The sequence below is a fragment of the Streptomyces sp. NPDC056486 genome, from assembly GCF_042795295.1.
Classification (GTDB): Bacteria; Actinomycetota; Actinomycetes; order Streptomycetales; family Streptomycetaceae; genus Streptomyces.
This window is the reverse complement of sequence record NZ_JBHTSF010000033.1, coordinates 13,215-38,731: the sequence shown is the minus strand read 5'-3', so window position 1 is coordinate 38,731 and position 25,517 is coordinate 13,215. Positions and strand designations below refer to the sequence as shown.

General features: G+C 69.8%; 24 protein-coding genes and 1 pseudogene. 23 read left to right on the top strand and 2 right to left on the bottom strand.

From position 1 onward, the window contains the following. The first annotated feature begins 74 nt into the window (after positions 1-74). The 3 genes from ACFQ7F_RS16020 to ftsH all read left to right on the top strand — a co-directional run bounded on the left by ACFQ7F_RS16020 (position 75) and on the right by ftsH (position 6,413). The gene (locus ACFQ7F_RS16020) at positions 75-2,573 is read left to right on the top strand and encodes a [protein-PII] uridylyltransferase (RefSeq protein ID WP_383270767.1); all 2,499 of its coding nucleotides are present in this window, start codon (positions 75-77) and stop codon (positions 2,571-2,573) included. Between the two features lie 223 nt (positions 2,574-2,796). Beyond that, on the top strand, positions 2,797-4,362 hold the full coding sequence (gene ffh, locus ACFQ7F_RS16015) for a signal recognition particle protein (protein ID WP_383270765.1): 1,566 nt from the start codon (positions 2,797-2,799) through the stop codon (positions 4,360-4,362). A gap of 116 nt (positions 4,363-4,478) precedes the next feature. Beyond that, a complete protein-coding gene (ftsH, locus tag ACFQ7F_RS16010; RefSeq protein WP_383270764.1) occupies positions 4,479-6,413 on the top strand; it encodes an ATP-dependent zinc metalloprotease FtsH in 1,935 nt (644 codons plus the stop codon). A 185-nt stretch (positions 6,414-6,598) separates the two neighbouring features. Here ftsH and ACFQ7F_RS16005 read toward each other — a convergent pair whose 3' ends face one another. Further along, entirely contained in the window at positions 6,599-7,462 is an 864-nt protein-coding gene (locus tag ACFQ7F_RS16005) for a class I SAM-dependent methyltransferase (protein WP_383270762.1), read from the bottom strand. Positions 7,463-7,678: 216 nt separating this feature from the next. On the opposite strand from ACFQ7F_RS16005, the gene proS reads away from it, so the two are divergent. The 18 genes from proS to ACFQ7F_RS15915 all read left to right on the top strand — a co-directional run bounded on the left by proS (position 7,679) and on the right by ACFQ7F_RS15915 (position 22,403). Next, positions 7,679-9,109, top strand: coding sequence for a proline--tRNA ligase (gene proS, locus ACFQ7F_RS16000; RefSeq protein ID WP_383270760.1), 1,431 nt, complete (start codon positions 7,679-7,681; stop codon positions 9,107-9,109). Between the two features lie 261 nt (positions 9,110-9,370). After that, the gene (locus tag ACFQ7F_RS15995) at positions 9,371-9,967 is read left to right on the top strand and encodes a hypothetical protein (protein WP_365864749.1); all 597 of its coding nucleotides are present in this window, start codon (positions 9,371-9,373) and stop codon (positions 9,965-9,967) included. A 209-nt stretch (positions 9,968-10,176) separates the two neighbouring features. Then, positions 10,177-10,614 carry a 30S ribosomal protein S16 gene (rpsP, locus tag ACFQ7F_RS15990; protein WP_344525346.1) on the top strand — a complete coding sequence of 146 codons (438 nt, stop codon included), beginning with the start codon at positions 10,177-10,179 and terminating at the stop codon, positions 10,612-10,614. A 2-nt stretch (positions 10,615-10,616) separates the two neighbouring features. Then, a complete protein-coding gene (locus ACFQ7F_RS15985) occupies positions 10,617-10,856 on the top strand; it encodes an RNA-binding protein (RefSeq protein WP_030361979.1) in 240 nt (79 codons plus the stop codon). A 132-nt stretch (positions 10,857-10,988) separates the two neighbouring features. After that, on the top strand, positions 10,989-11,552 hold the full coding sequence (gene rimM / locus ACFQ7F_RS15980; RefSeq protein ID WP_383270759.1) for a ribosome maturation factor RimM: 564 nt from the start codon (positions 10,989-10,991) through the stop codon (positions 11,550-11,552). Further along, complete coding sequence (gene trmD / locus ACFQ7F_RS15975) at positions 11,552-12,373, top strand: tRNA (guanosine(37)-N1)-methyltransferase TrmD (protein WP_383270757.1); 822 nt, start codon at positions 11,552-11,554, stop codon at positions 12,371-12,373. The genes rimM and trmD overlap by 1 nt, the downstream gene beginning before the upstream one ends. A 132-nt stretch (positions 12,374-12,505) precedes the next feature. Next, complete coding sequence (gene rplS, locus ACFQ7F_RS15970; RefSeq protein WP_160507458.1) at positions 12,506-12,856, top strand: 50S ribosomal protein L19; 351 nt, start codon at positions 12,506-12,508, stop codon at positions 12,854-12,856. Positions 12,857-12,901: 45 nt separating this feature from the next. Then, positions 12,902-13,621 carry a signal peptidase I gene (lepB, locus tag ACFQ7F_RS15965; protein ID WP_383270755.1) on the top strand — a complete coding sequence of 240 codons (720 nt, stop codon included), beginning with the start codon at positions 12,902-12,904 and terminating at the stop codon, positions 13,619-13,621. Then, positions 13,614-14,699 carry a signal peptidase I gene (gene lepB / locus ACFQ7F_RS15960; protein ID WP_383270753.1) on the top strand — a complete coding sequence of 362 codons (1,086 nt, stop codon included), beginning with the start codon at positions 13,614-13,616 and terminating at the stop codon, positions 14,697-14,699. Before lepB (ACFQ7F_RS15965) ends, lepB (ACFQ7F_RS15960) begins: the two co-directional genes overlap by 8 nt. After that, the gene (lepB, locus tag ACFQ7F_RS15955) at positions 14,584-15,555 is read left to right on the top strand and encodes a signal peptidase I (RefSeq protein ID WP_383270751.1); all 972 of its coding nucleotides are present in this window, start codon (positions 14,584-14,586) and stop codon (positions 15,553-15,555) included. The genes lepB (ACFQ7F_RS15960) and lepB (ACFQ7F_RS15955) overlap by 116 nt, the downstream gene beginning before the upstream one ends. An 80-nt stretch (positions 15,556-15,635) precedes the next feature. Next, entirely contained in the window at positions 15,636-16,403 is a 768-nt protein-coding gene (lepB, locus tag ACFQ7F_RS15950) for a signal peptidase I (RefSeq protein ID WP_383270750.1), read from the top strand. Beyond that, complete coding sequence (locus ACFQ7F_RS15945) at positions 16,393-16,890, top strand: NUDIX hydrolase (RefSeq protein ID WP_383270749.1); 498 nt, start codon at positions 16,393-16,395, stop codon at positions 16,888-16,890. Before lepB (ACFQ7F_RS15950) ends, ACFQ7F_RS15945 begins: the two co-directional genes overlap by 11 nt. Positions 16,891-16,945: 55 nt before the next feature. Further along, complete coding sequence (locus ACFQ7F_RS15940; protein WP_003965949.1) at positions 16,946-17,254, top strand: DUF2469 domain-containing protein; 309 nt, start codon at positions 16,946-16,948, stop codon at positions 17,252-17,254. 122 nt (positions 17,255-17,376) lie between these two features. After that, positions 17,377-17,754: a YraN family protein gene (locus tag ACFQ7F_RS15935; RefSeq protein ID WP_383270747.1), complete on the top strand. Its 378-nt coding sequence runs from the start codon at positions 17,377-17,379 to the stop codon at positions 17,752-17,754. Beyond that, a complete protein-coding gene (locus tag ACFQ7F_RS15930) occupies positions 17,754-19,373 on the top strand; it encodes a YifB family Mg chelatase-like AAA ATPase (protein WP_383270746.1) in 1,620 nt (539 codons plus the stop codon). Before ACFQ7F_RS15935 ends, ACFQ7F_RS15930 begins: the two co-directional genes overlap by 1 nt. After that, on the top strand, positions 19,370-20,542 hold the full coding sequence (dprA, locus tag ACFQ7F_RS15925; protein ID WP_383270744.1) for a DNA-processing protein DprA: 1,173 nt from the start codon (positions 19,370-19,372) through the stop codon (positions 20,540-20,542). Before ACFQ7F_RS15930 ends, dprA begins: the two co-directional genes overlap by 4 nt. A 328-nt stretch (positions 20,543-20,870) precedes the next feature. Then, positions 20,871-21,713 (top strand): RNA polymerase sigma factor WhiG, encoded by an 843-nt coding sequence (gene whiG / locus ACFQ7F_RS15920; protein ID WP_383270743.1) that lies wholly within the window; start codon positions 20,871-20,873, stop codon positions 21,711-21,713. Between the two features lie 132 nt (positions 21,714-21,845). Then, a complete protein-coding gene (locus ACFQ7F_RS15915; RefSeq protein WP_383270812.1) occupies positions 21,846-22,403 on the top strand; it encodes a TetR/AcrR family transcriptional regulator in 558 nt (185 codons plus the stop codon). 190 nt (positions 22,404-22,593) lie between these two features. On the opposite strand, the pseudogene ACFQ7F_RS15910 reads toward ACFQ7F_RS15915, so the two are convergent. Further along, positions 22,594-23,226 (bottom strand): annotated as a pseudogene (locus ACFQ7F_RS15910) (peptidoglycan DD-metalloendopeptidase family protein); the annotation flags it as partial. Between the two features lie 291 nt (positions 23,227-23,517). Here ACFQ7F_RS15910 and rpsB point away from each other — a divergent pair. Together rpsB and tsf are read left to right on the top strand one after the other, a co-directional pair. Beyond that, entirely contained in the window at positions 23,518-24,480 is a 963-nt protein-coding gene (gene rpsB / locus ACFQ7F_RS15905) for a 30S ribosomal protein S2 (protein WP_383270742.1), read from the top strand. A gap of 94 nt (positions 24,481-24,574) precedes the next feature. After that, complete coding sequence (tsf, locus tag ACFQ7F_RS15900) at positions 24,575-25,411, top strand: translation elongation factor Ts (RefSeq protein WP_383270741.1); 837 nt, start codon at positions 24,575-24,577, stop codon at positions 25,409-25,411. The last annotated feature ends 106 nt before the right edge of the window (positions 25,412-25,517 follow it).

Genomic DNA, 25,517 nt, shown 5'->3' with positions numbered 1-25,517 from the left:
GCGGGTCGGCGGAGCGGAACTGAGCGGGACGAGCGGAACTGAGCGGGACTGACAGGAGCTGCTGGGTGACGAGTATGGACGAACGTACTGAATCGGACTCGGACTCGGAAGACTCCGGACCCAGCGGCTATGCGGCGGCCCGGCTGCGCCTCCTTCAAGGGGAGGCGCAGTCCGGGCCGCCGCGCCGTTCGGCCCTGGCCGACCTCACGGACGACTGGCTGACCGGACTCTTCACGGCCGCGGACGCGCCGCGCGGGGCCTCGCTCGTCGCCGTGGGCGGCTACGGCAGGGGCGAGCTCTCGCCGCGCAGCGACCTCGATCTGCTGTTGCTGCACGACGGCAGCGCGGACGCCGGTGAGGTGGCGGCCCTCGCGGACCGCGTCTGGTATCCCATCTGGGATCTCGGGCTCGCGCTCGACCACTCGGTGCGGACGCCGGTGGAGGCCCGAAAGACGGCGGGCGATGACCTCAAGGTGCAGCTGGGGCTGCTCGACGCCCGGCATGTCGTGGGCGACCTCGGTCTCACCGCCGGGCTGCGCACGGCGGTGCTCGCCGACTGGCGCAACCTCGCGCCGAAGAAGCTGCCCGAGCTGCGGGAGCTGTGCGAGGAACGGGCCGAGCGACAGGGTGAGCTGAGCTATCTCCTGGAGCCGGACCTGAAGGAGGCCAGGGGCGGACTCCGGGACGCGACGGCGCTGCGGGCCGTCGCCGCCTCGTGGCTGGCTGACGCGCCGCGGGAGGGTCTCTCCGACGCCCGGCGGCGGCTGCTCGACGTACGGGACGCGCTGCATCTGACCACGGGGCGTGCCACCGACCGGCTCGCCCTGCAGGAGCAGGACCAGGTCGCCGCCGAGCTGGGGCTCCTTGACGCGGACACCTTGCTGCGCCAGGTGTACGAGGCCGCGCGCACCGTTTCGTACGCGAGTGACGTGACGTGGCGCGAGGTGAGCAGGGTGCTGCGGTCCCGGTCCGTGCGGCCTCGGCTGCGGGCCATGCTGGGCGGCGGCAAGGGGGCGGCGGCCGAGCGGTCGCCGCTGGCCGAGGGAGTGGTGGAGCAGGACGGGGAAGTCGTCCTCGCCCGGGCGGCCAAGCCCGAGCGGGACCCGGTGCTTCCGCTGCGGGCCGCGGCTGCCGCGGCCCAGGCGGGGCTGCCGCTTTCGCTGCACGCGGTGCGCAGGATGGCCGCGGCGGTACGGCCGCTGCCCACGCCGTGGCCCGCGGAGGCCCGGGAGCAGTTGGTGACGCTCCTCGGCGCGGGGCGGCCGACGGTCCAGGTGTGGGAGGCGCTGGAGGCCGAAGGGCTGATCACCCGGTTGCTTCCCGACTGGGAGCGGGTGCGGTGCAGGCCGCAGCGCAACGCCGTGCACACCTGGACGGTCGACCGGCATCTGGTGGAGACGGCGGTGCAGGCATCGGAGCTGACCCGGCGCGTGGGACGGCCCGACCTGTTGCTGGTGGCCGGACTGCTGCACGACATCGGGAAGGGCTGGCCGGGCGATCACTCCGTGGCCGGGGAGATCATCGCCAGGGACGTCGCCGCGCGGATCGGTTTCGACCGGGCGGATGTCGCTGTCCTGGCCACTCTCGTACGCCATCACCTGCTGCTCATCGAGACGGCGACGCGGCGGGACCTCGACGACCCGGCCACGGTGCGGGCCGTCGCGGACGCGGTGGGAGCGCAGGGCACGCTGGAACTGCTGCACGCGCTGACGGAGGCGGACGCGCTCGCCACCGGTCCCGCGGCCTGGTCCGCCTGGCGGGGTTCGCTCGTCGCCGACCTGGTGAAGCGGGTGGGGGCGGTGCTCTCGGGGGACGAGCCGGAGGGAGCGGAGGACGTCGCTCCTACTGCGGAGCAGGAGCGGCTCGCCGTGGAGGCGTTCCGTACGGGTGGGCCGGTCCTTGCGTTGCGGGCGCAGACGGAGGGGGTTGGCGCTTCTGCTTCTGCTTCTGCTTCGGGTTCGGGTTCGGGGGATGAGGCGGCCGGGGATCCCGAGCCGCTGGGCGTGGAGCTGGTGATCGCGGTGCCGGACCAGCCCGGTGTGCTGTCCGCTGTCGCGGGGGTCCTTGCCGTGCACCGGCTCGCGGTGCGGACGGCGGAGCTGCGGGGGGTCGGACTGCCGTCCGGCCTTGAGGACTCGGTCCTGCTCCTGAACTGGCGGGTCGCCGCGGAGTACGGCTCTCTGCCGCAGGCCGCGCGGCTGCGGGCGGACCTGGTGCGGGCGCTTGACGGCTCCCTGGACATCGCGTCGAGGCTCGCGGAACGGGACGCGGCGTACCCGAGGCGCCGGGGAGTGGTGGCGCCGCCGCCCCGCGTGACGGTGGCATCGGCGGGTTCCCGCCTGGCGACGGTGATCGAGGTACGGGCCCAGGACGCACCGGGCCTGCTGCACCGGATCGGGCGGGCGCTGGAATCGGCGGGGGTGGTGGTGCGCAGTGCGCATGTGTCGACGCTGGGTGCGAACGCGGTGGACGCGTTCTACGTGACGGAACCGAAGCCGGAGACACCGACGCCGCTGTCGGGGGAGCGGGCTGTGGGGGTGGCTCGGGCTGTGGAGGAGGCGTTGCGGGGGTAGGGGGGCGGGGCCGCGCCGGTATGTCCTCCTCGCTGTCCGCTGGTGGGGCATGACAGGCGAGGGCGTCACCCCGCAGGGGGGTGCGGAACTCAGGCCCGGATACTGCGCACCCGTACCCCCGGCGAGCCAGATACCCTGGAGGGCGACCTATCCGCCCTCCCCCAAGCTCTCGGCTTCGCTCGAGCAGGGGGCGCCCCCTTCGACCCGAGGATTCGCGACCGCCGTGTTCGACACTCTCTCCGACCGCCTCGCAGCGACATTCAAGAACCTCCGGGGCAAGGGCCGCCTGTCCGAGGCGGACATCGACGCCACGGCGCGCGAGATCCGCATCGCCCTGCTCGAGGCGGACGTCGCCCTCCCTGTCGTCCGTGCCTTCATCAAGCAGGTCAAGGAGCGCGCCGCCGGGGTCGAGGTCTCCCAGGCCCTGAACCCCGCCCAGCAGGTCATCAAGATCGTCAACGAGGAGCTCGTCGGCATCCTCGGCGGCGAGACGCGACGCCTGCGGTTCGCCAAGAACCCGCCGACCGTCATCATGCTCGCCGGGCTGCAGGGTGCGGGTAAGACCACCCTCGCCGGAAAGCTCGGCCTCTGGCTGAAGGGGCAGGGCCACTCGCCGCTCCTGGTGGCGTGCGACCTGCAGCGGCCGAACGCCGTGAACCAGCTCTCCGTCGTCGGCGAGCGCGCCGGCGTCGGCGTCTACGCCCCGCAGCCGGGCAACGGAGTCGGCGACCCGGTCCAGGTCGCCAAGGACTCGATCGAGTTCGCCAAGACCAAGCAGTACGACGTCGTCATCGTCGACACCGCGGGGCGCCTCGGCATCGACCAGGAGCTGATGCAGCAGGCCGCGGACATCCGCGACGCCGTAAGCCCTGACGAGGTCCTTTTCGTCGTCGACGCCATGATCGGTCAGGACGCCGTCAACACGGCGGAGTCCTTCCGCGACGGCGTCGGGTTCGACGGCGTCGTCCTGTCGAAGCTCGACGGTGACGCCCGCGGTGGCGCCGCGCTCTCCATCGCGCAGGTCACGGGCCGCCAGATCATGTTCGCCTCCAACGGCGAGAAGCTGGACGACTTCGACGCGTTCCACCCGGACCGCATGGCGTCCCGCATCCTCGGCATGGGCGACATGCTCACGCTGATCGAGAAGGCCGAGCAGACCTTCTCCCAGCAAGAGGCCGAGGCGATGGCCGCCAAGCTGCAGGGCAGCAAGGGCGGCAAGGACTTCACGCTCGACGACTTCCTGGCCCAGATGGAGCAGGTCAGGAAGATGGGCAGCATCAGCAAGCTGCTCGGGATGATGCCCGGCATGGGGCAGATCAAGGACCAGATCAACAACCTGGACGAGCGGGACGTCGACCGCACCGCCGCCATCATCAAGTCGATGACGCCCGCCGAGCGGGCGGACGCGGCGATCATCAACGGCTCGCGCCGCTCTCGTATCGCCAAGGGCTCCGGCGTCGAGGTCAGCGCGGTCAAGAACCTGGTCGAGCGCTTCTTCGAGGCCCGCAAGATGATGTCGCGGATGGCCCAGGGCGGCGGAATGCCGGGTATGCCCGGGATGCCGGGCATGGGTGGTGGCCCCGGCAAGCAGAAGAAGAAGCAGAAGCAGGCCAAGGGCAAGCGGAAGTCGGGCAACCCGATGAAGCGCCAGCAGGAGGAGCAGGAGGCCGCCGCCCGCCGCGAGCAGGCGGGTCAGGCGGGTCAGGAAGGCGGCGCCTTCGGCCTCCCCGCGGGACAGCAGGGGCAGAACTTCGAGCTGCCGGACGAGTTCAAGAAGTTCATGGGCTGACGCCTCGCATCTCGTACGCCGCCTGGGGCGCCCCACTGCAGAGTGGGGCGCCCCAGGCGTTTTCGTAGCGAATATGAGCAGGTGCCCCGCCCCTGTTTGTGTCGTAACGTCCGAATATGAGCAACCCTGTGCCGCCGCGCCGGGCGCCCGACAAGCCATGGCGCTCCGAGGGCGCACCCCCGCCCGCGCCCACGCCACCGCCGAAGAAGAAGATGCCGGGCGGATGGGGCGGGCTCATCCTCACCGCGCTCATCGTCTATCTCATCGCCAACCTCGTCCTCTCCTTCTTCAACGAGGGCGACGAGCCGACGATCTCGTACACGGAGTTCAGCAAGCAGGTCGACTCCGGGAACGTCACCAAGATCTACGCCAAGGGCGACGCGATCCAGGGGCAGCTCAAGAAGGAGCAGGAGAAGCCGGGCGACGAGAAGGGGAAGTACACCAAGTTCACGACCCAGCGGCCCGCCTTCGCCGACGACAAGCTCTGGGACGACCTCACCAAGCACGACGTCACCGTCACCGCCGAGCCGGTCGTCCAGGAGCGCAGCTTCCTCTCCAACCTGCTCATCTCGCTCGCCCCGATGCTGCTCCTGGTTTTCCTGTGGATCTTCATCGCCCGGCGGATGAGCTCGGGCATGGGTGGCGCGGGCGGCATGCTGGGCCGCAAGGCGCCGCCGAAGCCGGTGGAGCTCGAACCCGGCGACCAGCGCACCACGTTCGAGGATGTGGCGGGCATCGACGAGGTCGAGGGCGAGCTGAGCGATGTCGTCGACTTCCTGAAGAACCCCGACGCCTATCGCGAGATGGGCGCCAAGATGCCGCGAGGCGTGCTGCTCGCGGGCCTGCCGGGAACCGGCAAGACGCTGCTCGCGCGGGCCGTCGCCGGTGAGGCCGGGGTGCCCTTCTTCTCGGCCTCCGCGTCGGAGTTCATCGAGATGATCGTGGGCGTCGGCGCCTCGCGCGTACGCGAACTCTTCGCCGAGGCCAGGAAGGTCGCGCCGTCCATCATCTTCATCGACGAGATCGACACCATCGGGCGGGCGCGTGGCGGCGGCGGGATGGGCGGGCACGACGAGCGTGAGCAGACGCTGAACCAGATCCTCACCGAGATGGATGGTTTCTCGGGCTCCGAGGGCGTCATCGTCCTGGCGGCCACCAACCGCGCCGACATCCTCGACTCCGCCCTGACCCGCCCTGGACGCTTCGACCGGGTGGTCACCGTCAGTCCGCCCGACCGCGGCGGACGCGAGGCCATCCTCAAGATCCACACGCGTGAGATCCCGATGGCGGATGACATCGACCTCGCCCAGGTCGCCCGTACGACACCGGGGATGACCGGCGCGGACCTCGCCAACCTCGCCAACGAAGCCGCTCTGCTCGCCGTGAAGCGGGGGCAGAAGGAAGTGACGCAGGCCGACCTCTCCGAAGCCCTGGAGAAGGTCCAGCTCGGCGCGGAGCGACCGCTGGTCATGCCCGAAGAGGAGCGGCGGCGCACGGCGTACCACGAGAGCGGGCACGCCCTGCTCGGCATGCTGCAGCCCGGCGCCGACCCGGTCCGGAAGATCACCATCGTGCCCCGGGGCCGCGCCCTGGGCGTGACCCTCTCGACTCCGGACTCCGACAAGTACGCGTACACGGAGGAGTATCTGCGCGGCCGTATCGTCGGGGCGCTGGGCGGCATGGCGGCCGAACACGTCGTCTTCGACGTCATCACCACGGGCTCCGAGAGCGACCTCGAACAGGTCACCAACATCGCCCGCGGCATGGTCGGCCGCTGGGGCATGAGCGAGCGCGTGGGCCGGCTCTCCGCGCTGCCGAGCGACGCCCAGCAGGCCTACGGGCTCTCGGCGGCCCCGGTCACACTCGACACGATCGACCACGAGATGCGGCGAATCGTCGACGCCTGCTACGAGAACGCGTGCCTGCAATTGGGGGAGCACCGGGGTCAGCTGGACGCCCTGGCCGCCGCGCTCCTGGAGAACGAAACGCTGGAGGAGGAAGCGGCGTACCGGATCGCGGGCATCACGCGACTCACGAAGGACGCCGACTAGACCTCTTCAACGGGACTGCGGACGTTGGAGATCACGGATCCCCGGCCCCGGGGCCGGATCGCCCTGACCTGGCGCACGGACGGGCCCGCGAGCCCGGCGGCCAGGGTGCTGCTCGACCGGCTGCGGACAGCCCTTGGCGGAAGCTAGCCCGCTACCGCGTACGCGCGATCAAGAACCGAAGCCCGCTACCGCGTACGCGCGATCAAGTACCGGAACACGTTCGGCATCCAGATGGTCCCGTCCCGCCGCTTGTACGGGTGCAGGGCCTCCGTCAGCTCCTTGTCGACCTGTACCTGATCCGTCGCGCCCACCGCCGCGTCGAAAAGGCCCGTCGAGAGCAGACCGCGGACCGCGCTGTCCGTATCCGCGTACCCGAAGGGGCACGCGACGCGTCCCGAGCCGTCCGGCTTGAGGCCCGCCCGCTGGGCGACCTCCTCCAGATCGTCACGGAGCGCGGGACGCCAACTTCCCGTACTACGGAGAGGTTCGGCGAGCTTGGTCGCCACCCTCAGTACAGAAGAGGTCGTGCAGCGTTCCGGCGGACCCCATCCGGCGAGGACCACGGGAATGCCGCGCCCGGCCAGTGGGACGGTGGACTCCAGGAGGCCGGAGAGGCCTTCGGAGTCGCCCGCCACGCAGCCGATCGGCTGGAACGCGGTGACCATGTTGAACGCGGGTACGTCCGGCCCCGCGACGTCTGCGGGGTCGCCCTCCACGAGCCGGGCGTCGCCGTCCGGTTGTTCGCCCCAGCTCGCGTCGGGCAGCAGGCGTTCACGCGCCAGGGCGAGCCGTTCGGGAGCCGAGGGGTCCACACCGGTGACCGACGCGCCCCGTGACGCCGCCATCAGAAGGGCAAGGCCGGATCCGCAGCCGAGGCCGAGAAGCCTTGTTCCGCTGCCTACTTCGAGTCGTTCGTACACCGCTTCATAGAGCGGAACGAGCATCCGTTCCTGGATCTCCGCCCAGTCACGCGCGCGTGCGCACCGGTCCACGCCACGGGGGGTCGTGCCCGCGCGGGGGAGGTGCGGCTGCGCGAGTGTAGGTGTCATCGAAAGCGCCCCAATCCGCCGAGAGTTGCTGGAGTGTCGTATTCAAACGTTTCGTCCGCCCCCGTGCAGTGCGCTCGCACTCCCCCCGTATGCCAGAGAACTCCGCATCCGTCGCGGCGTCCAGAGGTTGTGGGGCAATGCTTGCGTGCCACCGTTGTGCGCCCCCTGAAGGAATTCAATTCACGCGCTCAGGGGGCCCGCCGTACCATGCGCGCCATGGCTAAGGCACCCGTTCTCACGCCCCGCGCGGAAGACTTTCCGCGCTGGTACCAGGACCTGATCAACAAGGCCGAGCTGGCCGACAACGGCCCGGTGCGCGGCACGATGGTGATCCGACCGTATGGCTACGGCCTGTGGGAACGCATGCAGCAGGACATGGACGCGCGCATCAAGGAGACGGGTACCCAGAACGCGTACTTCCCGCTCCTCATCCCCCAGTCGTATCTGACCAGGGAGGCCGAGCACGTCGAAGGCTTCGCCCCCGAACTGGCCGTCGTCACGCACGGCGGCGGCAAGGAACTGGAGGAGCCGGTCGTCATCCGCCCCACCTCGGAGACAATCGTCAACGAGTACTTCTCCAAATGGGTGCAGAGCTACCGCGACCTGCCGCTCCTGATCAACCAGTGGGCCAACGTGGTCCGTTGGGAGCTGCGCCCCCGGCTCTTCCTGCGTACGTCGGAATTCCTCTGGCAGGAGGGTCACACGGCCCACGCGACGTACGAAGAAGCACGCGATTTCGCGGCCCGCATTCACCGACATGTCTACGGAGCCTTCATGCGGGACGTCCTCGCGATGGACTTCGTCCTGGGCCGCAAGACCGCCAAGGAGCGCTTCGCGGGCGCCATCAACACCCTCACGCTCGAAGGCATGATGGGCGACGGCAAAGCCCTCCAGCTCGGCACGAGCCACGAGCTCGGCCAGAACTTCGCCAAGGCCTTCCACACCCGGTACCTCTCCAAGGAAGGCAAGCAGGAGCTCGTCTGGCAGACCTCCTGGGGCAGTACGACAAGGATGATCGGCGCCCTGGTGATGATGCACGGCGACGACAGCGGCCTGCGCGTCCCGCCGCGCCTCGCACCGATCCAGGCCGTCGTCCTCGCCATCAAGGGCGACGACGCCGTGCTCGCCAAGGTCCGCGAGATCGGCGACCGCCTGAAGGCCGCGGGCGTGCGCGTCCAGGTCGACGACCGCACGGACATCCCCTTCGGGCGCCGCGCCGTCGACTGGGAGCTCAAGGGAGTGCCGGTCCGCGTCGAGGTCGGCCCGCGCGACCTGGCGAACGGCACCGCGATGCTGGCCCGCCGGATTGTGGACGAGCACAGCGGGGGAGGCAAGGAGCCGGTCGCGATCGACTCCCTGGCGGCGCTGCTGCCCACCGTCCTCGAAGAGGACCAGAAGCTGCTCCTGGACCAGGCCCGCGAGCGCCGGGAGTCCCGTACATCGGACGTCACCACCGTCGACCAGGCCGTGGAGGCCACGGCCGCCGGCGGCTGGGCGCGCATCCCCTGGGCCACGCTCGGCCCGGAGGGCGAGGCGAAGCTGGCCGAGCACTCCGTGTCCGTACGGTGTCTGGTCGCGGAGGACGGGGCGGTGCCGGACGCCGATGAGACCCCGGGTAACGTCGCTTTGGTGGCCCGCGCTTACTGACGAGCGCGCCTCCGGTACCAGCGCGCTCGTTCCCGGCTCGCACGCCTGCCCAGGCAACACAAGCTCCGGTGCGAGCGGTTCTTCTACGCGCCGGGGCGTACGCGCCACTACGTACCGGCTTGCCACGACCTGCGAGGCTTCTGCGCAGATCAGCGCACCCGCCCTCGTCCGGACGCATCAACGGCAACTGACGGGTACGTGCAAATTATTTGGGATGCCCCGGAATGGAACCCCTGGGCGTCCCGGCTCGTTGTTCACGACGTGAGCACGACACCACCTGTTCTCGCCGCAGAGCTGGCACAGGCGTGGGCCGATATTCAGCGGCACCACCCCGAGCTGCCCGATCTTGCCGCGCCCGAATCCCTGATCGGAGAGTCGTCGTCCGCCTGCGGCGCCGAGCTCTCCTTCGAGCGACTGCTCCATGAGGCAGTCCATGGCATCGCCGCGTCTCGCGGCGTACGCGACACCTCACGTGCGGGCCGCTATCACAACCGCAGATTCCTCGCGATCGCCGAGGAGCTTGGCCTTGACCACCCCGATGAGCCGCATCCCAGCAGCGGCTTCTCGCTGGTCACGCTCAACCCCGAGGCGAGGAAGCGCTACCGCCCGACGATCGAGCGGCTCCAGCGCGCCCTCAAGGCGCACACGGCGGCGACCGCCGCCGACACGGCACGCAGCTTCCGGGGCCCGGCCGCCCGGCACGGCTCCTCCGGAGGCGGCGTCCGCGTCAAGGCGGTCTGCGACTGCGGGCGCAACGTCCGCGTGGTCCCGTCGGTGCTCGCCCAGGCGCCCATCGTCTGCGGCGGCTGCGGCAAGCCCTTCCGTATCCCGGAAGTGGTCGGCGCCGCCGCCGGATGACGGGGCCGAGCCGCCACAGTGTTGGTCGGGGCGCCCGGACCGGGTCAAGGCGCCCCGGCGACGTATGGCACAATAGGTCGCTGTACTCGACAGCCGCATAGGAACCCTCTCGCCTCCGGCTGACGCGTCCATCGGGCACCCCGAGTACCGCAACCCCACGTGGCATCTCGTTGTGCCCAACCACGTCAAGACCAGGAGACACCACTCCAGTGGCAGTCAAGATCAAGCTGAAGCGTCTGGGCAAGATCCGCGCGCCTCACTACCGCATCGTCGTCGCCGACTCCCGTACCCGCCGTGATGGTCGGGCCATCGAGGAGATCGGTCTGTACCACCCGGTGCAGAACCCCTCGCGCATCGAGGTCAACTCCGAGCGCGCGCAGTACTGGCTCTCCGTCGGCGCGCAGCCGACCGAGCCGGTCATGGCGATCCTGAAGCTCACCGGTGACTGGCAGGCGCACAAGGGCCTTCCGGCCCCCGCGCCGCTGCTCGTCGCGGAGCCCAAGGACAAGCGCGCCGCGTTCGAGGCCTTCACCAAGGGCCTCGAGGGCGACGAAGTGAAGGGTGAGGCCATCACCCAGAAGGCCAAGAAGGCTGACAAGAAGGCGGACGCGGCCGAGGCCGCGCCCACCGAGTCGACCGAGGCCTGAGCATGCTCGAGGAGGCTCTCGAGCACCTCGTGAAGGGCATTGTCGACAACCCCGACGACGTGCAGGTCGCCTCGCGCAACCTGCGCCGGGGGCGTGTGCTCGAGGTCCGGGTCCACCCGGATGACCTCGGCAAGGTGATCGGCCGCAACGGCCGTACCGCGCGCGCTCTGCGGACCGTCGTGGGCGCCATCGGCGGCCGCGGTGTCCGCGTCGACCTCGTCGACGTGGACCAGGTTCACTGAACCACAGGTAGCACCGGCACGGGCCGGGGAGGGCTTCTGGGCCTTCCTCGGCCCGTAGTCGTCTGCGGGCACCCACAGACGTCCGCAGACGCTTACGGACCCCCTTCCGTAGGCACACGACAGGAGAGAGCAGTGCAGCTGGTAGTCGCGCGGATCGGCCGCGCCCACGGCATCAAGGGCGAGGTCACCGTCGAGGTGCGTACCGACGAGCCGGAGCTGAGGCTCGGGCCCGGCGCCGTCCTCGCCACCGACCCCGCCTCCACAGGGCCGCTGACCATCGAGACCGGCCGGGTGCACAGTGGCCGCCTGATCCTTCGCTTCGCAGGCGTGCGCGACCGCACGGGCGCCGAGGCGCTGCGCAACACGCTGCTGATCGCGGAGGTCGACCCGGAAGAGCTTCCGGAGGACGAGGACGAGTACTACGACCATCAGCTGATGGACCTCGACGTCGTCACCACGGAGGGGCTCGAGGTCGGCCGGATCACGGAGATCTCGCACCTGCCCTCGCAGGACCTGTTCATCGTGGAGCGGCCCGACGGCAGCGAGGTGATGATCCCCTTCGTGGAGGAGATCGTCACCGAGATCGACCTGGAGGAGCAGCGGGCGATCATCGACCCGCCGCCCGGCCTGATCGACGACCGCGCGGAGACCGTCTCCACCAGGGACGACGAGGGTCCTTCGGGAGACGACGCCTGATGCGGCTCGACGTCGTCACGATCTTCCCCGAGTATCTGGAACCCCTGAACGTCTCCCTCGTCGGCAAGGCACGCGCGCGTGGACAGCTCGACGTGAACGTGCACGACCTCAGGGAGTGGACGTACGACCGGCACAACACGGTCGACGACACCCCCTACGGCGGCGGCCCGGGCATGGTCATGAAGACCGACCCCTGGGGCGCGGCGCTCGACGACGTGCTCGCCGACGGGTACGAGGCAGGCGCCCACGGGCCCGTCCTGGTCGTCCCCACGCCCAGCGGGCGGCCCTTCACCCAGGAACTCGCCGTCGAGCTCTCCGAGCGGCCCTGGCTGGTCTTCACGCCCGCACGCTACGAAGGCATCGACCGTCGCGTCGTGGACGAGTACGCGACCCGGATGCCCATCTACGAAGTATCGATCGGTGACTACGTCCTCGCGGGCGGCGAGGCTGCCGTCCTGGTCGTCACCGAGGCAGTGGCCCGGCTCCTGCCCGGAGTCCTCGGCAACGCCGAGTCCCACCGCGACGACTCCTTCGCGCCGGGCGCCATGGCGAACCTCCTCGAAGGTCCCGTCTACACCAAGCCGCCGCAGTGGCGCGGTCACGGCATCCCCGACGTGCTGGTCAGCGGCCACCACGGCAAGATCGCGCGCTGGCGCAGGGACGAGGCGCTGCGGCGCACGGTCCGCAACAGGCCCGATCTGATCGAGCGTTGCGACCCCGCGGCCTTCGACAAGAAGGACCGCGAGATGCTCTCGATCCTGGGGTGGCGGCCGGGCCCCGACGGCCGATTTGGGCGAGACCCCGAGGCCGTGGAACAATAGGTCGCTGCTGTACGTCCAGCGTGCGCCCCTGCCACAGGGGGAACGACGCCCGCCCGACGCGAACAGCTATCGAATCCTCATCACGAACTTACCGCTGATGACCTGTGGCATCAGTGAAGAAAGCAGACGATCATGGCTAACCTGCTCGACTCCGTCGACAGCGCTTCGCTGCGCACCGACATCCCGGCCTTCCGCCCGGGTGACACCGTCAACGTCCACGTGCGCGTCATCGAGGGCAACCGCTCGCGTGTGCAGCAGTTCAAGGGCGTAGTCATCCGCCGCCAGGGTGCCGGCGTGCGCGAGACCTTCACGGTCCGCAAGGTCTCCTTCTCCGTCGGCGTGGAGCGCACCTTCCCGGTGCACACTCCGATCGTCGAGAAGATCGAGCTCGTCAGCCGCGGCGCCGTGCGTCGCGCGAAGCTGTACTACCTCCGTGAGCTGCGCGGCAAGGCCGCGAAGATCAAGGAGAAGCGCGACAACTGAGCTCGCGCACGGGTCCACAGCGGGGCCGGATAGCATCTGGCCCCGATGGACACCGAAGCACAGCACACGGAGCGCGACCGCTCCTCCCCACCCACCGATTCCCCGAGCGCCGAGCGCGAGGGTGAGTCCGAGGGGCCGGAGGGCCGGTCGCGCTCCGCTTTTCTGTCGCTCGTGTCCTGGGTGCCCGGCGGCAGAGTGACCCTGACGCTGCTGATCTGCATGGTGTCCCTGCTGCTCGTCAGCACCTTCGTGATGCAGCCGTTCCAGATCCCGAGCAGCTCCATGAAGCCCGCGTTCCGGGTCGGAGACCGGGTACTGGTCAACAAGTTGGCGTACCGTTTCGGTTCCGAGCCGCAGCGAGGTGACGCGGTCGTCTTCGACGGCAGCGGTTACTTCGGGGATGCCGACTACATCAAGCGGGTCGCAGGGGTGGGAGGAGACCGGGTGGTCTGCTGCGACGAGCGGGGGAGGATCAAGGTGAACGGCGAGCCCGTCGACGAGCCGTACCTGTACCCGGGGGACGCCGCCTCGAAGGTGCGCTTCGTCGCTGTCGTCCCCGAAGGCAGCCTGTTCCTCCTCGGTGACCACCGCAGCCACTCCCGTGACTCCCGCGACTATCTCGGTCAGCCCGGCGGCGGCATGATCCCCGTCGACTCGGTGATCGGCAGAGCCGACTGGATCGCCTGGCCCGTCGGCCACTGGACCTCCCTGGAGCGTCCCGACGGCTACGCGCGCGTGCCGGCACCAGGCGGCGCGCATGGGTAACCGCGGACGGACGCGCGACGCCAGTCACCGGGCCGACACCCGGCTGCCCACCGGATCCCGGCCCACCAGCGGCCCCGTGCTGCCCGGAAGGGCCGAGCGGCGCAAGCTCGCGCGGAAGGTCAAGCGGCGCAGGCGGCGCTCGGCGATCAAGGAGATACCTCTCCTCATAGGCGTCGCGCTCCTCATAGCCCTGGTCCTGAAGACCTTCCTGGTGCAGGCCTTCGTGATCCCCTCGGGCTCGATGGAGCAGACGATCAAGATCGGCGACCGCGTTCTCGTCGACAAGCTCACCCCGTGGTTCGGTGCCAAGCCCGAGCGCGGCGACGTCGTCGTCTTCAAGGACCCCGGCAACTGGCTCGAGGACGAGAAGTCCAAGAAGAAGGACGACCCCGTAGGTGTCAAGCAGGTCAAGGAAGGCCTGACCTTCATCGGACTGCTGCCGTCCGACGACGAACGGGACCTGATCAAGCGCGTGGTCGGCGTCGGCGGCGACACCGTGAAGTGCTGTGACAAGAACAAGAAACTCACGGTCAACGGCGTCCCGCTCACCGAGCCTTACATCAATCCGGGTGATGATCCCTCGTCCTTCGAGTTCGAGGTGAAGGTCCCCAAGGGGCGCCTCTTCGTCATGGGCGACCACCGTTCCGACTCGGCCGACTCCCGCTTCCACCGCACCGAGAAGTTCAGCGGCACCGTCTCCGAGGACAGCGTGGTGGGGCGCGCGCTCGTCATCGCCTGGCCCTTCGGTCACTGGCGCAAGCTGGAGGAGCCCGACACGTACGCGTCCGTGCCCGACGCGCGAGCGGCGTCGGACAGCGCCGTCGGGCCGTCGCATAGGGTGGCACTCGGCGATCGATACGGATCGACCGGACTCCCGACCCCTGCGGAACTCCCGCTCGTTATGGGAGTGGTGGGCCTGCATCGCATCAAGAGCGGGCAGCGGCACGGACTGAGGAGTGGATGTGGGGGATGTGGCGGTCGGCGCACGGTCCGGACACGGTGGGCCCGAGGAGCAGCCAGGGCGATCAGACGAGCCGGAGGGCGCAGCCGCGGCGGACGGCGTGAACCCCGGGAGTGACACCGCGGGTGCCAGCCCCGCACCCGGTGAGCAGGACGAAAAGCCGGCGAAGGGGGCGAAGAAGCCCCGCTCCTTCTGGAAGGAGCTGCCGCTCCTCATCGGCATCGCGCTCGTCCTGGCACTGGTGATCAAGACCTTCCTGGTGCAGGCGTTCTCGATTCCCTCGGACTCGATGCAGAACACGCTCCAGAAGGGCGACCGCGTCCTGGTCGACAAGCTGACACCGTGGTTCGGCTCGGAGCCGGAGCGCGGCGAGGTCGTCGTCTTCAGGGATCCCGGCCACTGGCTCGACGGTGAGCCGACGCCCGACCCGAACCCGATTCAGCGAGTTCTCGGCTGGGTCGGCCTGATGCCGTCCGCCGACGAGAAGGACCTGATCAAGCGCGTCATCGGGGTCGGCGGCGACACGGTGGAGTGCAAGGGCACCGGTCCGGTGAAGGTCAACGGCAAGACGCTGAACGAGCCGTACGTCTTCGAGGGCAACACCCCTTGCAGCGTCGACGACCAGGGCGGCCAGTTCAAGGTCACCGTGCCCGCGGGCAAAATCTGGGTCATGGGTGATCACCGGCAGAACTCGCTGGACTCCCGTTACCACCAGAACCAGCCCGGCGGCGGCGCCGTCCCCGTGGACAACGTCGTGGGCCGCGCCATCGTGATCGCCTGGCCGCCCACCCGCTGGGCGACGCTGCCCAAGCCGGACACCTTCGACCAGCAGGGCATCAACACCGCGATGAGCGCGGCGCCCGCAGCCCTCGGACTCGCGGGAGCGGTTCCGGTCGTGCTCTGGCGCAGGCGTCGGCTCACGGTGGCCGCTGCCCAGACCGCGAGGGTTTCTGGCGGAGGTACTGCCGGGTAGGGTGCCGTCCCAGATCGTCGATCTTCCGCGTGCCTGTTCGTAGGTGCGTGGGGTCGTCTCCGATATGGGGGAGCACTGGGATGAGCAGGACACAACGTACGGACGAGGGCCGCGGGCGGCTCGGCAGCGTGCTGTCGGGCCTTGCCGTGGCCCTCGGCTGTGTGCTCTTCCTGGGGGGCTTCATCTGGGGCGCCGTCCTGTACCAGCCGTACACCGTTCCCACGGGGTCGATGACGCCGACGATCGGCGCGGGCGACCGGGTCCTGGCCGAGCGGATAGACGGCAGCGAGGTGCGCCGGGGCGATGTCGTCGTCTTCAGGCAGGCGAGCTGGGGCGACCTGCCGATGGTCAAGCGTGTGGTCGGTGTCGGCGGTGACCGGATCTCCTGCTGCACGGACGGCAAGCTGATGGTCAACGGCAAGCAGGTCGCAGAACCGTATCTTCCCGAGGGTGCGGGCGCCTCGGCCACCGGAATCCCGGCCACCACGGTCCCCGAGGGCAACCTCTTCATGCTCGGTGACGAGCGCAGTGGCTCCCTGGACTCCAGCGTTCACCTGGGCGACTCCAACCACGGCTCCGTGCCGCGCAGCGCGGTGGAGGGGCGGGTCGACGCGGTGGCCTGGCCGATGGACAAGTTCGGGACCCTCGAGCGCCCTGTGGGCTTCGCCGACATGCCGGGCGGCATCTCCGAGCCGGGGCCCGTGCGGCTCGTGGTGTGGGCGGTGGTGGTCGGTGCGGTCCTGGTCATGGGCGGCGCCGCGTACGGCCCGGTGGCCAAGCGGTTGGGGCGCAGACGTGAGCGTCCGCAGAGCCGCGATCGCGCTGGAGCGGGCGCCAGTGCCGGCTGAGTCGCAGCCGCTGCGCAAGGTCGCGCGGGTCATCCTGCTCGACCCGAGGGACCGGATCCTGCTGCTGCACGGTCACGAGCCGGAGAACACGGCGGACGACTGGTGGTTCACGCCGGGCGGCGGTCTGGAGGGCGACGAGACGCATGAACAGGCCGCACTGCGTGAACTGATGGAAGAGACGGGCATCACCGAGGTCGAGCTCGGCCCCGCCCTGTGGCAGCGGATCTGCTCGTTCCCCTTCGCCGGACGGCGCTGGGACCAGGACGAGCGGTACTTCCTCGCGCGTACGTCGCAGACGTCCACGCAGGCCACGGGGCTGACGGAGCTTGAACGGCGGACTGTCGCGGGAGCGCGTTGGTGGACGTGCCAGGAACTGACCGAGGCACATGAGACGGTGTATCCGACCAGGCTCGCCGAGTTGCTTCGCAGGCTGCTCGACGAGGGTCCTCCGAGCCGGCCCGAGACCCTCGACACGGAAATCGTGTAGAGGCTCCAGGGGCTGACGCACAATAGGGGGACGCACGGCTGAAGGGGAACATGCCATGAGCGCCGAGGACCTCGAGAAGTACGAGACCGAGATGGAGCTGAAGCTCTACCGGGAGTACCGCGATGTCGTCGGTCTGTTCAAATATGTGATCGAGACCGAACGGCGCTTCTACCTCACCAACGACTACGAGATGCAGGTCCACTCGGTCCAGGGTGAGGTTTTCTTCGAGGTGTCCATGGCGGACGCCTGGGTGTGGGACATGTACAGGCCCGCACGGTTCGTGAAGCAGGTACGCGTCCTGACGTTCAAGGACGTAAACATCGAGGAGCTCAACAAGAGCGACCTCGAGCTGCCGGGAGGCTGAGTCCGGAGGCTGCCGGGTTCACCGGCGCGGGTGAGCGAGTTATCCACAAAGTGTGACTCGTCCACCAAGATCCACAACGTTCGGGGCCGGGCCCCAGTGTGGGTGTCGGAGGTGGTGCCGACATGAACGCACGGGGGGCACTCGGGCGGTACGGCGAAGATCTGGCCGCGCGGCGGCTCGGCGAAGCCGGAATGACGGTTCTTGAGCGCAACTGGCGCGGTGGCAGAACCGGCGAGATCGACATCGTGGCCATGGACGGCGAAGCGCTGGTCGTCTGTGAGGTCAAAACACGCAGAGCGGGTCCGGTGGGCTCCGTCATCTATCAGCATCCGATGGCGGCCGTGGACCGGGCCAAGGCGGAGCGGCTGCGGCGCCTGGCCCAGCGCTGGATCGAGGAGCGTGGCGGTCCACCGCCGGGCGGGGTGCGGATCGACCTCGTCGGCGTGCTCGTCCCGCGCCGCGGCGCCCCCGTCGTGGAGCACGCGCGAGGGGTGGCCTGATGGGATTCGCGCGTACGTGTTCCGTGGCCCTTGTGGGCGTCGAGGGCGTGGTCGTCGAGGTGCAGGCCGATCTGGAGCCGGGCGTCGCGGCGTTCACCCTGGTCGGGCTCCCGGACAAGAGCCTGACGGAGAGCAAGGACCGGGTCAGGGCCGCGGTGGTCAACTCGGGTGGGGAATGGCCCCAGAAAAAGCTCACGGTGGGCCTCAGCCCGGCGTCGGTGCCCAAGGGAGGCAGCGGCTTCGATCTCGCGATCGCCTGCGCGGTGCTCGGCGCGGCGGAGCGGATCGATCCGCGGACCCTCACCGACATCGTGATGATCGGCGAGCTGGGGCTCGACGGGCGGGTGCGGCCGGTCCGGGGCGTGCTGCCCGCAGTCCTCGCGGCGGCGGACGCGGGCTATGAGCAGGTCGTCGTCCCGGAGTGCACGGCGGCCGAGGCCTCACTGGTGCCGGGAGTCTCGGTGCTCGGGGTGCGCAGCCTTCGGCAGCTGATCGCCGTACTGACCGATGAGCCGGTCCCTGAGGAGGAGCCGGACGAGCCGGGGCGGCCCGACACGATGCTCGCGGGGCTCTGTGTGCCCGGAACGGGCATGGGTGCGGGGCTCAGCGGCGGTCTGGACGACGCTCATGCCCTGGACCTCGCCGATGTCGTCGGACAGACATCGGCCCGGACCGCCGTGGAGGTGGCGGCGACGGGCGGACACCACCTCTTTTTGCAGGGCCCGCCGGGCGCGGGGAAGACGATGCTCGCGGAACGGCTGCCGGCGATCCTGCCCCGGCTGACCCGGGAGGAGTCCCTGGAGGTGACCGCTGTCCACTCCGTGGCGGGCATGCTCCCACCGGGCAAGCCCCTGGTGGACGTCGCGCCGTACTGCGCGCCGCACCACTCCGCGACGATGCAGTCGCTCGTGGGCGGCGGCAAGGGAGTCGCGCGGCCGGGGGCGGTGTCGTTGGCCCACCGTGGCGTGCTCTTTCTCGACGAGGCGCCGGAGTTCAGCAGCCAGAGCCTGGACTCCTTGCGGCAGCCTCTGGAATCGGGCCATGTGGTGATCGCTCGCAGCGCGGGAGTGGTACGGCTTCCCGCGAGGTTCCTGATGGTGCTCGCGGCCAATCCCTGCCCCTGCGGTCGGCACACGCTCCTTGGCGACGGTTGTGAATGCCCGGCATCCGTCATCCGCCGTTACCAGGCGCGGCTCTCGGGCCCGCTGCTCGACAGGGTCGACCTGAAAGTCGGGGTGGAGCCCGTCACACGATCCGAGCTTGCCGGGTACGGCACGCGGGGCGACTCCACACAGACGGTCGCCGACCGGGTGCGGGCCGCGCGGGAGAGAGCGGCGGCCAGGCTGACCGGTACCGGCTGGCGGACGAACAGCGAAGTGCCGGGACACGCGCTGCGGACGCGGTGGCCCGCCGAGTCGGGCGCCCTGGACGCCGCCGAACTCGACCTGGAGCGGGGCTTCCTGACCGCCCGAGGGCTCGACCGTGTCCTGCGGGTCGCCTGGACCGTCACGGACCTCGCAGGCCGTGACCGGCCTACCGCGCAGGATGTAGCCCTGGCGCTGCAGTTGCGTACGGGGGTGTCGCGGGGCGTGCCGATGGCGATCGGGGCGCTGACATGACCTCGGCCCTCGGCTCGGGACCCGACCCGCAGGAGGAGCGGATGGCGAGGGCCGCCCTGACCCGGATCCTCGAACCGGGGGACGAGGTGGGAGGGCGGTGGTTGCGGGAGACCGGGGCCGTCGAAGTGGTGCGGCGGCTGTCCGAGGGGGAGGAGCGTCTTGACGGGGTGACGCCGGCGCGATGGGAAGGGCTGCGGGCTCGGGCAGGGAAGGCGCGGCCCGAGCAGGACCTGGCGGTGGCGCGGGACGCGGGGATGCGGTTCGTGTGCCCGGGGGAGGCGGAGTGGCCCCTCCAGTTGGACGATCTGGGGGACGCGCGGCCGTTGGGGCTGTGGGTGCGGGGGCGGCCCAGCCTGCGGATATGGGCGCTCCGATCGGTGGCGGTGGTCGGCGCGAGGGCCTGCACGGAGTACGGGGCGCACATGGCGGCCGGCCTCGGGGCGGGGCTCGCCGAGCGGGGCTGGGTGGTCGTGTCGGGCGGCGCCTATGGGGTGGACGGGGCCGCGCACCGGGGAGCGTTGGGGGCTGGTGGGGCCACGGTCGCGGTACTCGCCTGCGGGGTCGACCGGGCCTATCCGAGAGGACACGCCGAGTTGATCAGGAGGATCGCGGAACAGGGTCTTGTGGTGGGGGAGTTGCCGCCGGGAGACCATCCGACACCGAGCAGATTCATCCTCAGGAACCGCGTGATCGCCGCCCTCACCCGGGGGAGCGTCGTCGTCGAAGCCGCGTACCGCAGTGGTGCGCTCGCCACGGCGCGCAGCGCGCGGGAGCTCGGCCGCTTCACCATGGGGGTGCCGGGCCCCGCTACCAGCGGGCTGTCGGCCGGGGTGCATGAGCTCCTGCGCGGTGACGGCGTTCTGGTGACCGACGCGGCGGAAGTCGTCGAGCTGGTCGGCGACATGGGAGAGCTGGCCCCGGAGCGGCGGGGCCCCGTCGTGCCACGCGATCTGCTCGCCCCGGACGCCGCGCGAGTCCTGGCGGCGCTGCCCGCGCGGGGGAGTGCGACGGCCCGGGACATCGCACTCGGCGCGGGCACGGTGATCGATGAAGCAGTCGGTCGACTGTACGAGTTGCGCTCACTGGGGTTCGTCGAACGACATGGCGACGGGTGGCAGTTGACACGCCAGGCGATTGTGTCGGTCTTCCCGGCGGGAGGGGGTTCGTGACCGAGCGTGTTCGGCCGTCTGGATGAACCCCCGATGGCCCCGCATAAAAGCGCAGTTGGCGCTCTGCGGTCGTCACGGAAGGCGACGAGAGGGGTTCGGTGGAGGGCTCAGCGGAACGTGTCTGCGTACGCGGGATCCCCTACTGTTCGCACACTGCGACACTTCAGTCACGCTACGCTCACAAGGATTCCGACGCGGACAGGCAACCACGGGCAAGCAGACGGACAACCTCATTCACTTCACGCAAGATCACCACCTCGCGGGTGCGGGCGAATCCATCGGCTCGCACGACCTCACCGGTTCACGGCAGAACGGCTCAAGGCAACGAATGCCCCAGCACACCTCAGGGTCCGATCGGGCGGCAGCTCCCCCCGCCGCCCGTAGCGGCGAGCGGGAGCGGCCCCCCGCACCCTCGTCGCTGGACGAGCTGTGGCGGTCGTACAAGGAGACGGGGGACGGGCGGCTGCGCGAGCAGTTGATCCTGCACTACTCGCCACTGGTGAAGTACGTCGCGGGCCGGGTCAGCGTGGGGTTGCCGCCCAACGTCGAGCAGGCGGACTTCGTCTCGTCCGGGGTGTTCGGTCTGATCGACGCGATCGAGAAGTTCGACATCGAGCGGTCCATCAAGTTCGAGACGTATGCGATCACTCGTATCCGTGGCGCGATGATCGACGAACTGAGGGCGCTCGACTGGATCCCCCGGTCCGTGCGGCAGAAGGCGCGCAACGTCGAGCGGGCCTACGCCACGCTGGAGGCGCAGCTGCGGCGTACGCCGTCGGAGAGCGAGGTCGCCCACGAGATGGGGGTCGCGATCGAGGAACTGCACGCTGTTTTCAGCCAGTTGTCGCTGGCGAACGTGGTGGCCCTGGAGGAGCTGCTTCACGTCGGCGGCGAGGGCGGCAACCGGCTGAGCCTGATGGACACGCTCGAGGACACCGCGGCCGACAACCCCGTGGAGGTCGCCGAGGACCGCGAGCTGCGAAGGCTGCTCGCGCGCTCGATCAACACGCTGCCGGAGCGGGAGAAGACCGTCGTCACCCTCTACTACTACGAAGGTCTCACGCTCGCCGAGATCGGCAATGTGCTCGGCGTGACGGAGAGCCGGGTGAGCCAGATCCACACGAAATCGGTGCTCCAGCTGCGGGCGAAGCTGGCGAGTTTCGGCCGCTGAGCGCGCTGAATCGTCCCTGCCCCCGGCCGGTGCCGTGGGGCGCGGGTGTGGGGTTCCGCGAGGTGGAACGACTCCCGCCCCGGCGGTCACGTCCGTAGAGTGGAGAGCGTGCCAAGGATTCGAGCGGCCTCTGTGGCCGAGCACCGGTCGATGCAGCGCGGCGCCCTGTTGGACGCCGCGCGGTCCCTGCTGTCCGAGGGCGGTACGGAGGCGTTGACCTTCCCTGCCCTCGCTGAGCGCACGGGGCTCGCGCGGTCTTCCGTGTACGAGTACTTCCGGTCGCGTGCCGCGGTCGTCGAGGAGCTGTGCGAGGTCGACTTCCCCGTCTGGGCGGCGGAGGTCTCCGTCGCGATGGAGCGGGCGGAGACCGCCGAGGGCAAGGTCGAGGCGTATGTCAGGCGGCAGCTCGACCTGGTGGGGGACCGGCGGCACAGGGCCGTCGTCGCGATCTCCGCGGCCGAGTTGGACGCGGGGGCGCGGGAGAAGATCCGGGCCGCGCACGGTGGGCTTGTCGCCATGATCGGCGAGGCGTTGTGCGAGCTCGGGCATGCGGAGCCCCGGCTTGCGGCGATGCTTCTGCAGGGTGTCGTGGACGCGGCTGTGCGGCGGATCGAGCTGGGCGCCGCGGAGGACCCGTCCGCCATCACCGAGGCGGCCGTAGTCATGGCACTGCGGGGCGTGCGGGGCTGAGGCCTCGTTCTACGACTCCCGCATCGACCCCTGCTTCGTCTCCCGCATCGACCCCTGCTTCGTCTCCCGCGTCGACCCCTGCTTCGTCTCCCGCGTCGACCCCAGCTTCGACTCCCGCGTCGCCCTCTGTCAGCGGGGCGCCTGCCCACGGTGGGAACCGCAGCGGCAGCGGGAGCGGTAGCAGCCGCAAGAGCGGCACGTCGATCACCGGCAGCAGATGGGACGCCCCGCGTCCAAGGAGCCACGGTGGCAGCAGCGACAGTGGGTTCAGGTATGCATCCGCCCTCAGCAGGCCCCAGTGCAAGCAGCTGCTCGGGCAGTGGGCCGTGAGTGTCGTGGGTGGCACGGGTGCCGTGGGTGCCGTGGGTGGTTCCAGTACTCCCAGTGCCTCGCCCGTCGTCACCTCGGCGCCCTTCTTGACCGTGGCCCGCACCGGCCCGTACGTCGTGCGCAGGGGCGGATCCCCCGTGCCCGCCAGCTCCACCGCGATCACTCCACGGCCCGCCACGCGGCCCGCGAAGGAGACCCTGCCCGGGGCCACCGCCCGAACGACGGCGCCCGGCGACGCCGCCAGGTCCACGCCCCGGTGCCCCCGGCCGTACTCCGTCGCCGGGGGCTCCCAGCCCCGTACGACCGGGGGACGCACTCCGACGGGCCACGCGCCCGCCACCTTCGGCACCGGCTCTCCCCGGCCCACGCTCGCCACCGGTCCACCGGCCGCACCAGCAGGCGGCGCAACCGCCGCGATCAGCGCCACGGTCAGCAGCGTCAACAGCACCGGACCCAGTTCTCGTCGAAGCATTCGTCGCAGCTCTCGTCGCATGTGAGACATGCCAGAACCGTCCCGCGCCGGGCCCGCCCGTAGGGATCATGGCCCGGATCTGTGGATGACCAGCCGCTTGTGGACAGCGGCGTCACCCGCTGCCTCGCGGGTCCCGTACACTTCTTGTGGCGATCCGGGTCACCGGGTCGACTTCGCACGCCCCGACACCAGGCCATCAAAAGCCAGGTGCCAGCGCCTCTCGGTCCTTTGTGGCACGGCGCAATCGCGGGCGTCAGGCGCGACCGTCATCCGGCGGACGCGGCACAACCGAGAACACCTAGGAGTACGGCCATGGCCGTCGTCACGATGCGGGAGCTGCTGGAAAGCGGCGTCCACTTCGGTCACCAGACCCGTCGTTGGAACCCGAAGATGAAGCGCTTCATCTTCACGGAGCGCAACGGCATCTACATCATCGACCTGCTCCAGTCGCTGTCGTACATCGACCGCGCCTACGAGTTCGTCAAGGAGACCGTCGCCCACGGCGGCACGGTCATGTTCGTCGGCACGAAGAAGCAGGCGCAGGAGGCCATCGCCGAGCAGGCGACCCGCGTCGGCATGCCCTACGTGAACCAGCGCTGGCTGGGCGGCATGCTCACCAACTTCTCGACCGTCTACAAGCGCCTGCAGCGCCTGAAGGAGCTCGAGCAGATCGACTTCGAGGATGTGGCCGCGTCCGGCCTCACCAAGAAGGAGCTGCTCGTCCTCTCCCGCGAGAAGGCCAAGCTGGAGAAGACCCTCGGCGGTATCCGCGAGATGTCCAAGGTGCCCAGCGCCGTCTGGATCGTGGACACCAAGAAGGAGCACATCGCTGTCGGCGAGGCCCGGAAGCTCAACATTCCGGTCGTCGCGATCCTCGACACGAACTGTGACCCCGACGAGGTCGACTACAAGATCCCGGGCAACGACGACGCGATCCGCTCCGTCACCCTGCTCACCCGCGTGATCGCCGACGCCGTCGCCGAGGGCCTCATCTCCCGTTCCGGCGTCGCCACCGGCGACCAGAAGCCGGGCGAGAAGGCCGCCGGCGAGCCGCTCGCCGAGTGGGAGCGCGACCTGCTCGAGGGCGAGAAGAAGGCCGACGAGCCCAAGGCTGAGGAGGCCAAGGCCGACGAGCCGAAGGCCGACGAGGCTGAGGCCGAGGCCGAGGTTCAGAAGTCCGCCGAGACGGAGAAGGCCGCCGACGCCGAGCAGGCCGAGGCCCCCGCCGAGGTTGCCGCCGCCGAGGCCCCCGCCACGGAGACCGAGCAGGCCTGACCTTCACAGGTTCGGTAGTTGACGGCGGGGGCCCAACAGGCCCCCGCCGTTCACCCGTAGATCTTTCAGACCTTCGAAAGAGAATTTCAGGATCATGGCGAACTACACCGCCGCTGACGTCAAGAAGCTCCGTGAGCTCACGGGCGCCGGCATGATGGACTGCAAGAAGGCGCTCGACGAGGCTGACGGCAGCGTCGACAAGGCCGTCGAGGCCCTGCGCATCAAGGGCCAGAAGGGCGTCGCCAAGCGCGAGGGCCGCTCCGCCGAGAACGGCGCCGTGGTCTCCCTCATCGCTGACGACAACACCTCCGGCGTGATCGTCGAGCTGAAGTGCGAGACGGACTTCGTCGCCAAGGGCGAGAAGTTCCAGGCCGTCGCGAACTCGCTCGCCGCGCACATCGCCAAGACGTCCCCGGCCGACCTCGAGGCGCTGCTCGCGTCCGAGATCGAGTCCGGCAAGACCGTCCAGGCGTACGTCGACGAGGCCAACGCCAACCTCGGCGAGAAGATCGTCCTGGACCGCTTCGCGCAGTTCTCGGGCGCCTTCGTCACCGCGTACATGCACCGCACCATGCCCGACCTGCCCCCGCAGATCGGTGTCCTGGTCGAGCTGGACAAGGCCGACGCCGACCTCGCCAAGGGCATCGCGCAGCACATCGCCGCCTTCGCGCCGAAGTACCTCTCCCGTGAGGACGTCCCGGCCGAGGTCGTCGAGTCCGAGCGTCGCGTCGCCGAGGAGACCACCCGCGCCGAGGGCAAGCCCGAGGCCGCGCTGCCCAAGATCGTCGAGGGTCGCGTCAACGGCTTCTTCAAGGAGGCCACCCTCCTCGGTCAGCCGTACGCGCTCGACAACAAGAAGTCCGTTCAGAAGGTCCTGGACGAGGCCGGTGTCACCCTGAAGCGCTTCTCGCGCATCAAGGTCGGCATCTGAGTCCGTACCGCGATCGACGGTAGACCCCGCTAGGGTCGACAGCGGTCGCCCGCGTACCACGCAGTACGCGACGTACGACCGCAGGATCTGACGAGGAGGCCATTGC

What these genes read in the sequence shown, in the direction of transcription:
- lepB (WP_383270750.1), top strand. Translation starts at nt 15,636, where the DNA reads ATGAGCAGGACACAACGTACGGACGAGGGCCGCGGGCGGCTCGGCAGC.
- tsf (WP_383270741.1), top strand. Translation starts at nt 24,575, where the DNA reads ATGGCGAACTACACCGCCGCTGACGTCAAGAAGCTCCGTGAGCTCACG.
- ACFQ7F_RS15940 (WP_003965949.1), top strand. Translation starts at nt 16,946, where the DNA reads ATGAGCGCCGAGGACCTCGAGAAGTACGAGACCGAGATGGAGCTGAAG.
- ACFQ7F_RS15985 (WP_030361979.1), top strand. Translation starts at nt 10,617, where the DNA reads ATGCTCGAGGAGGCTCTCGAGCACCTCGTGAAGGGCATTGTCGACAAC.
- ACFQ7F_RS16020 (WP_383270767.1), top strand. Translation starts at nt 75, where the DNA reads ATGGACGAACGTACTGAATCGGACTCGGACTCGGAAGACTCCGGACCC.
- trmD (WP_383270757.1), top strand. Translation starts at nt 11,552, where the DNA reads ATGCGGCTCGACGTCGTCACGATCTTCCCCGAGTATCTGGAACCCCTG.
- dprA (WP_383270744.1), top strand. Translation starts at nt 19,370, where the DNA reads ATGACCTCGGCCCTCGGCTCGGGACCCGACCCGCAGGAGGAGCGGATG.
- lepB (WP_383270755.1), top strand. Translation starts at nt 12,902, where the DNA reads ATGGACACCGAAGCACAGCACACGGAGCGCGACCGCTCCTCCCCACCC.
- rplS (WP_160507458.1), top strand. Translation starts at nt 12,506, where the DNA reads ATGGCTAACCTGCTCGACTCCGTCGACAGCGCTTCGCTGCGCACCGAC.
- rpsB (WP_383270742.1), top strand. Translation starts at nt 23,518, where the DNA reads ATGGCCGTCGTCACGATGCGGGAGCTGCTGGAAAGCGGCGTCCACTTC.
- proS (WP_383270760.1), top strand. Translation starts at nt 7,679, where the DNA reads ATGGCTAAGGCACCCGTTCTCACGCCCCGCGCGGAAGACTTTCCGCGC.
- ACFQ7F_RS15930 (WP_383270746.1), top strand. Translation starts at nt 17,754, where the DNA reads ATGGGATTCGCGCGTACGTGTTCCGTGGCCCTTGTGGGCGTCGAGGGC.
- lepB (WP_383270753.1), top strand. Translation starts at nt 13,614, where the DNA reads ATGGGTAACCGCGGACGGACGCGCGACGCCAGTCACCGGGCCGACACC.
- ftsH (WP_383270764.1), top strand. Translation starts at nt 4,479, where the DNA reads ATGAGCAACCCTGTGCCGCCGCGCCGGGCGCCCGACAAGCCATGGCGC.
- whiG (WP_383270743.1), top strand. Translation starts at nt 20,871, where the DNA reads ATGCCCCAGCACACCTCAGGGTCCGATCGGGCGGCAGCTCCCCCCGCC.
- ACFQ7F_RS16005 (WP_383270762.1), bottom strand. Translation starts at nt 7,462, where the DNA reads ATGACACCTACACTCGCGCAGCCGCACCTCCCCCGCGCGGGCACGACC.
- ACFQ7F_RS15935 (WP_383270747.1), top strand. Translation starts at nt 17,377, where the DNA reads ATGAACGCACGGGGGGCACTCGGGCGGTACGGCGAAGATCTGGCCGCG.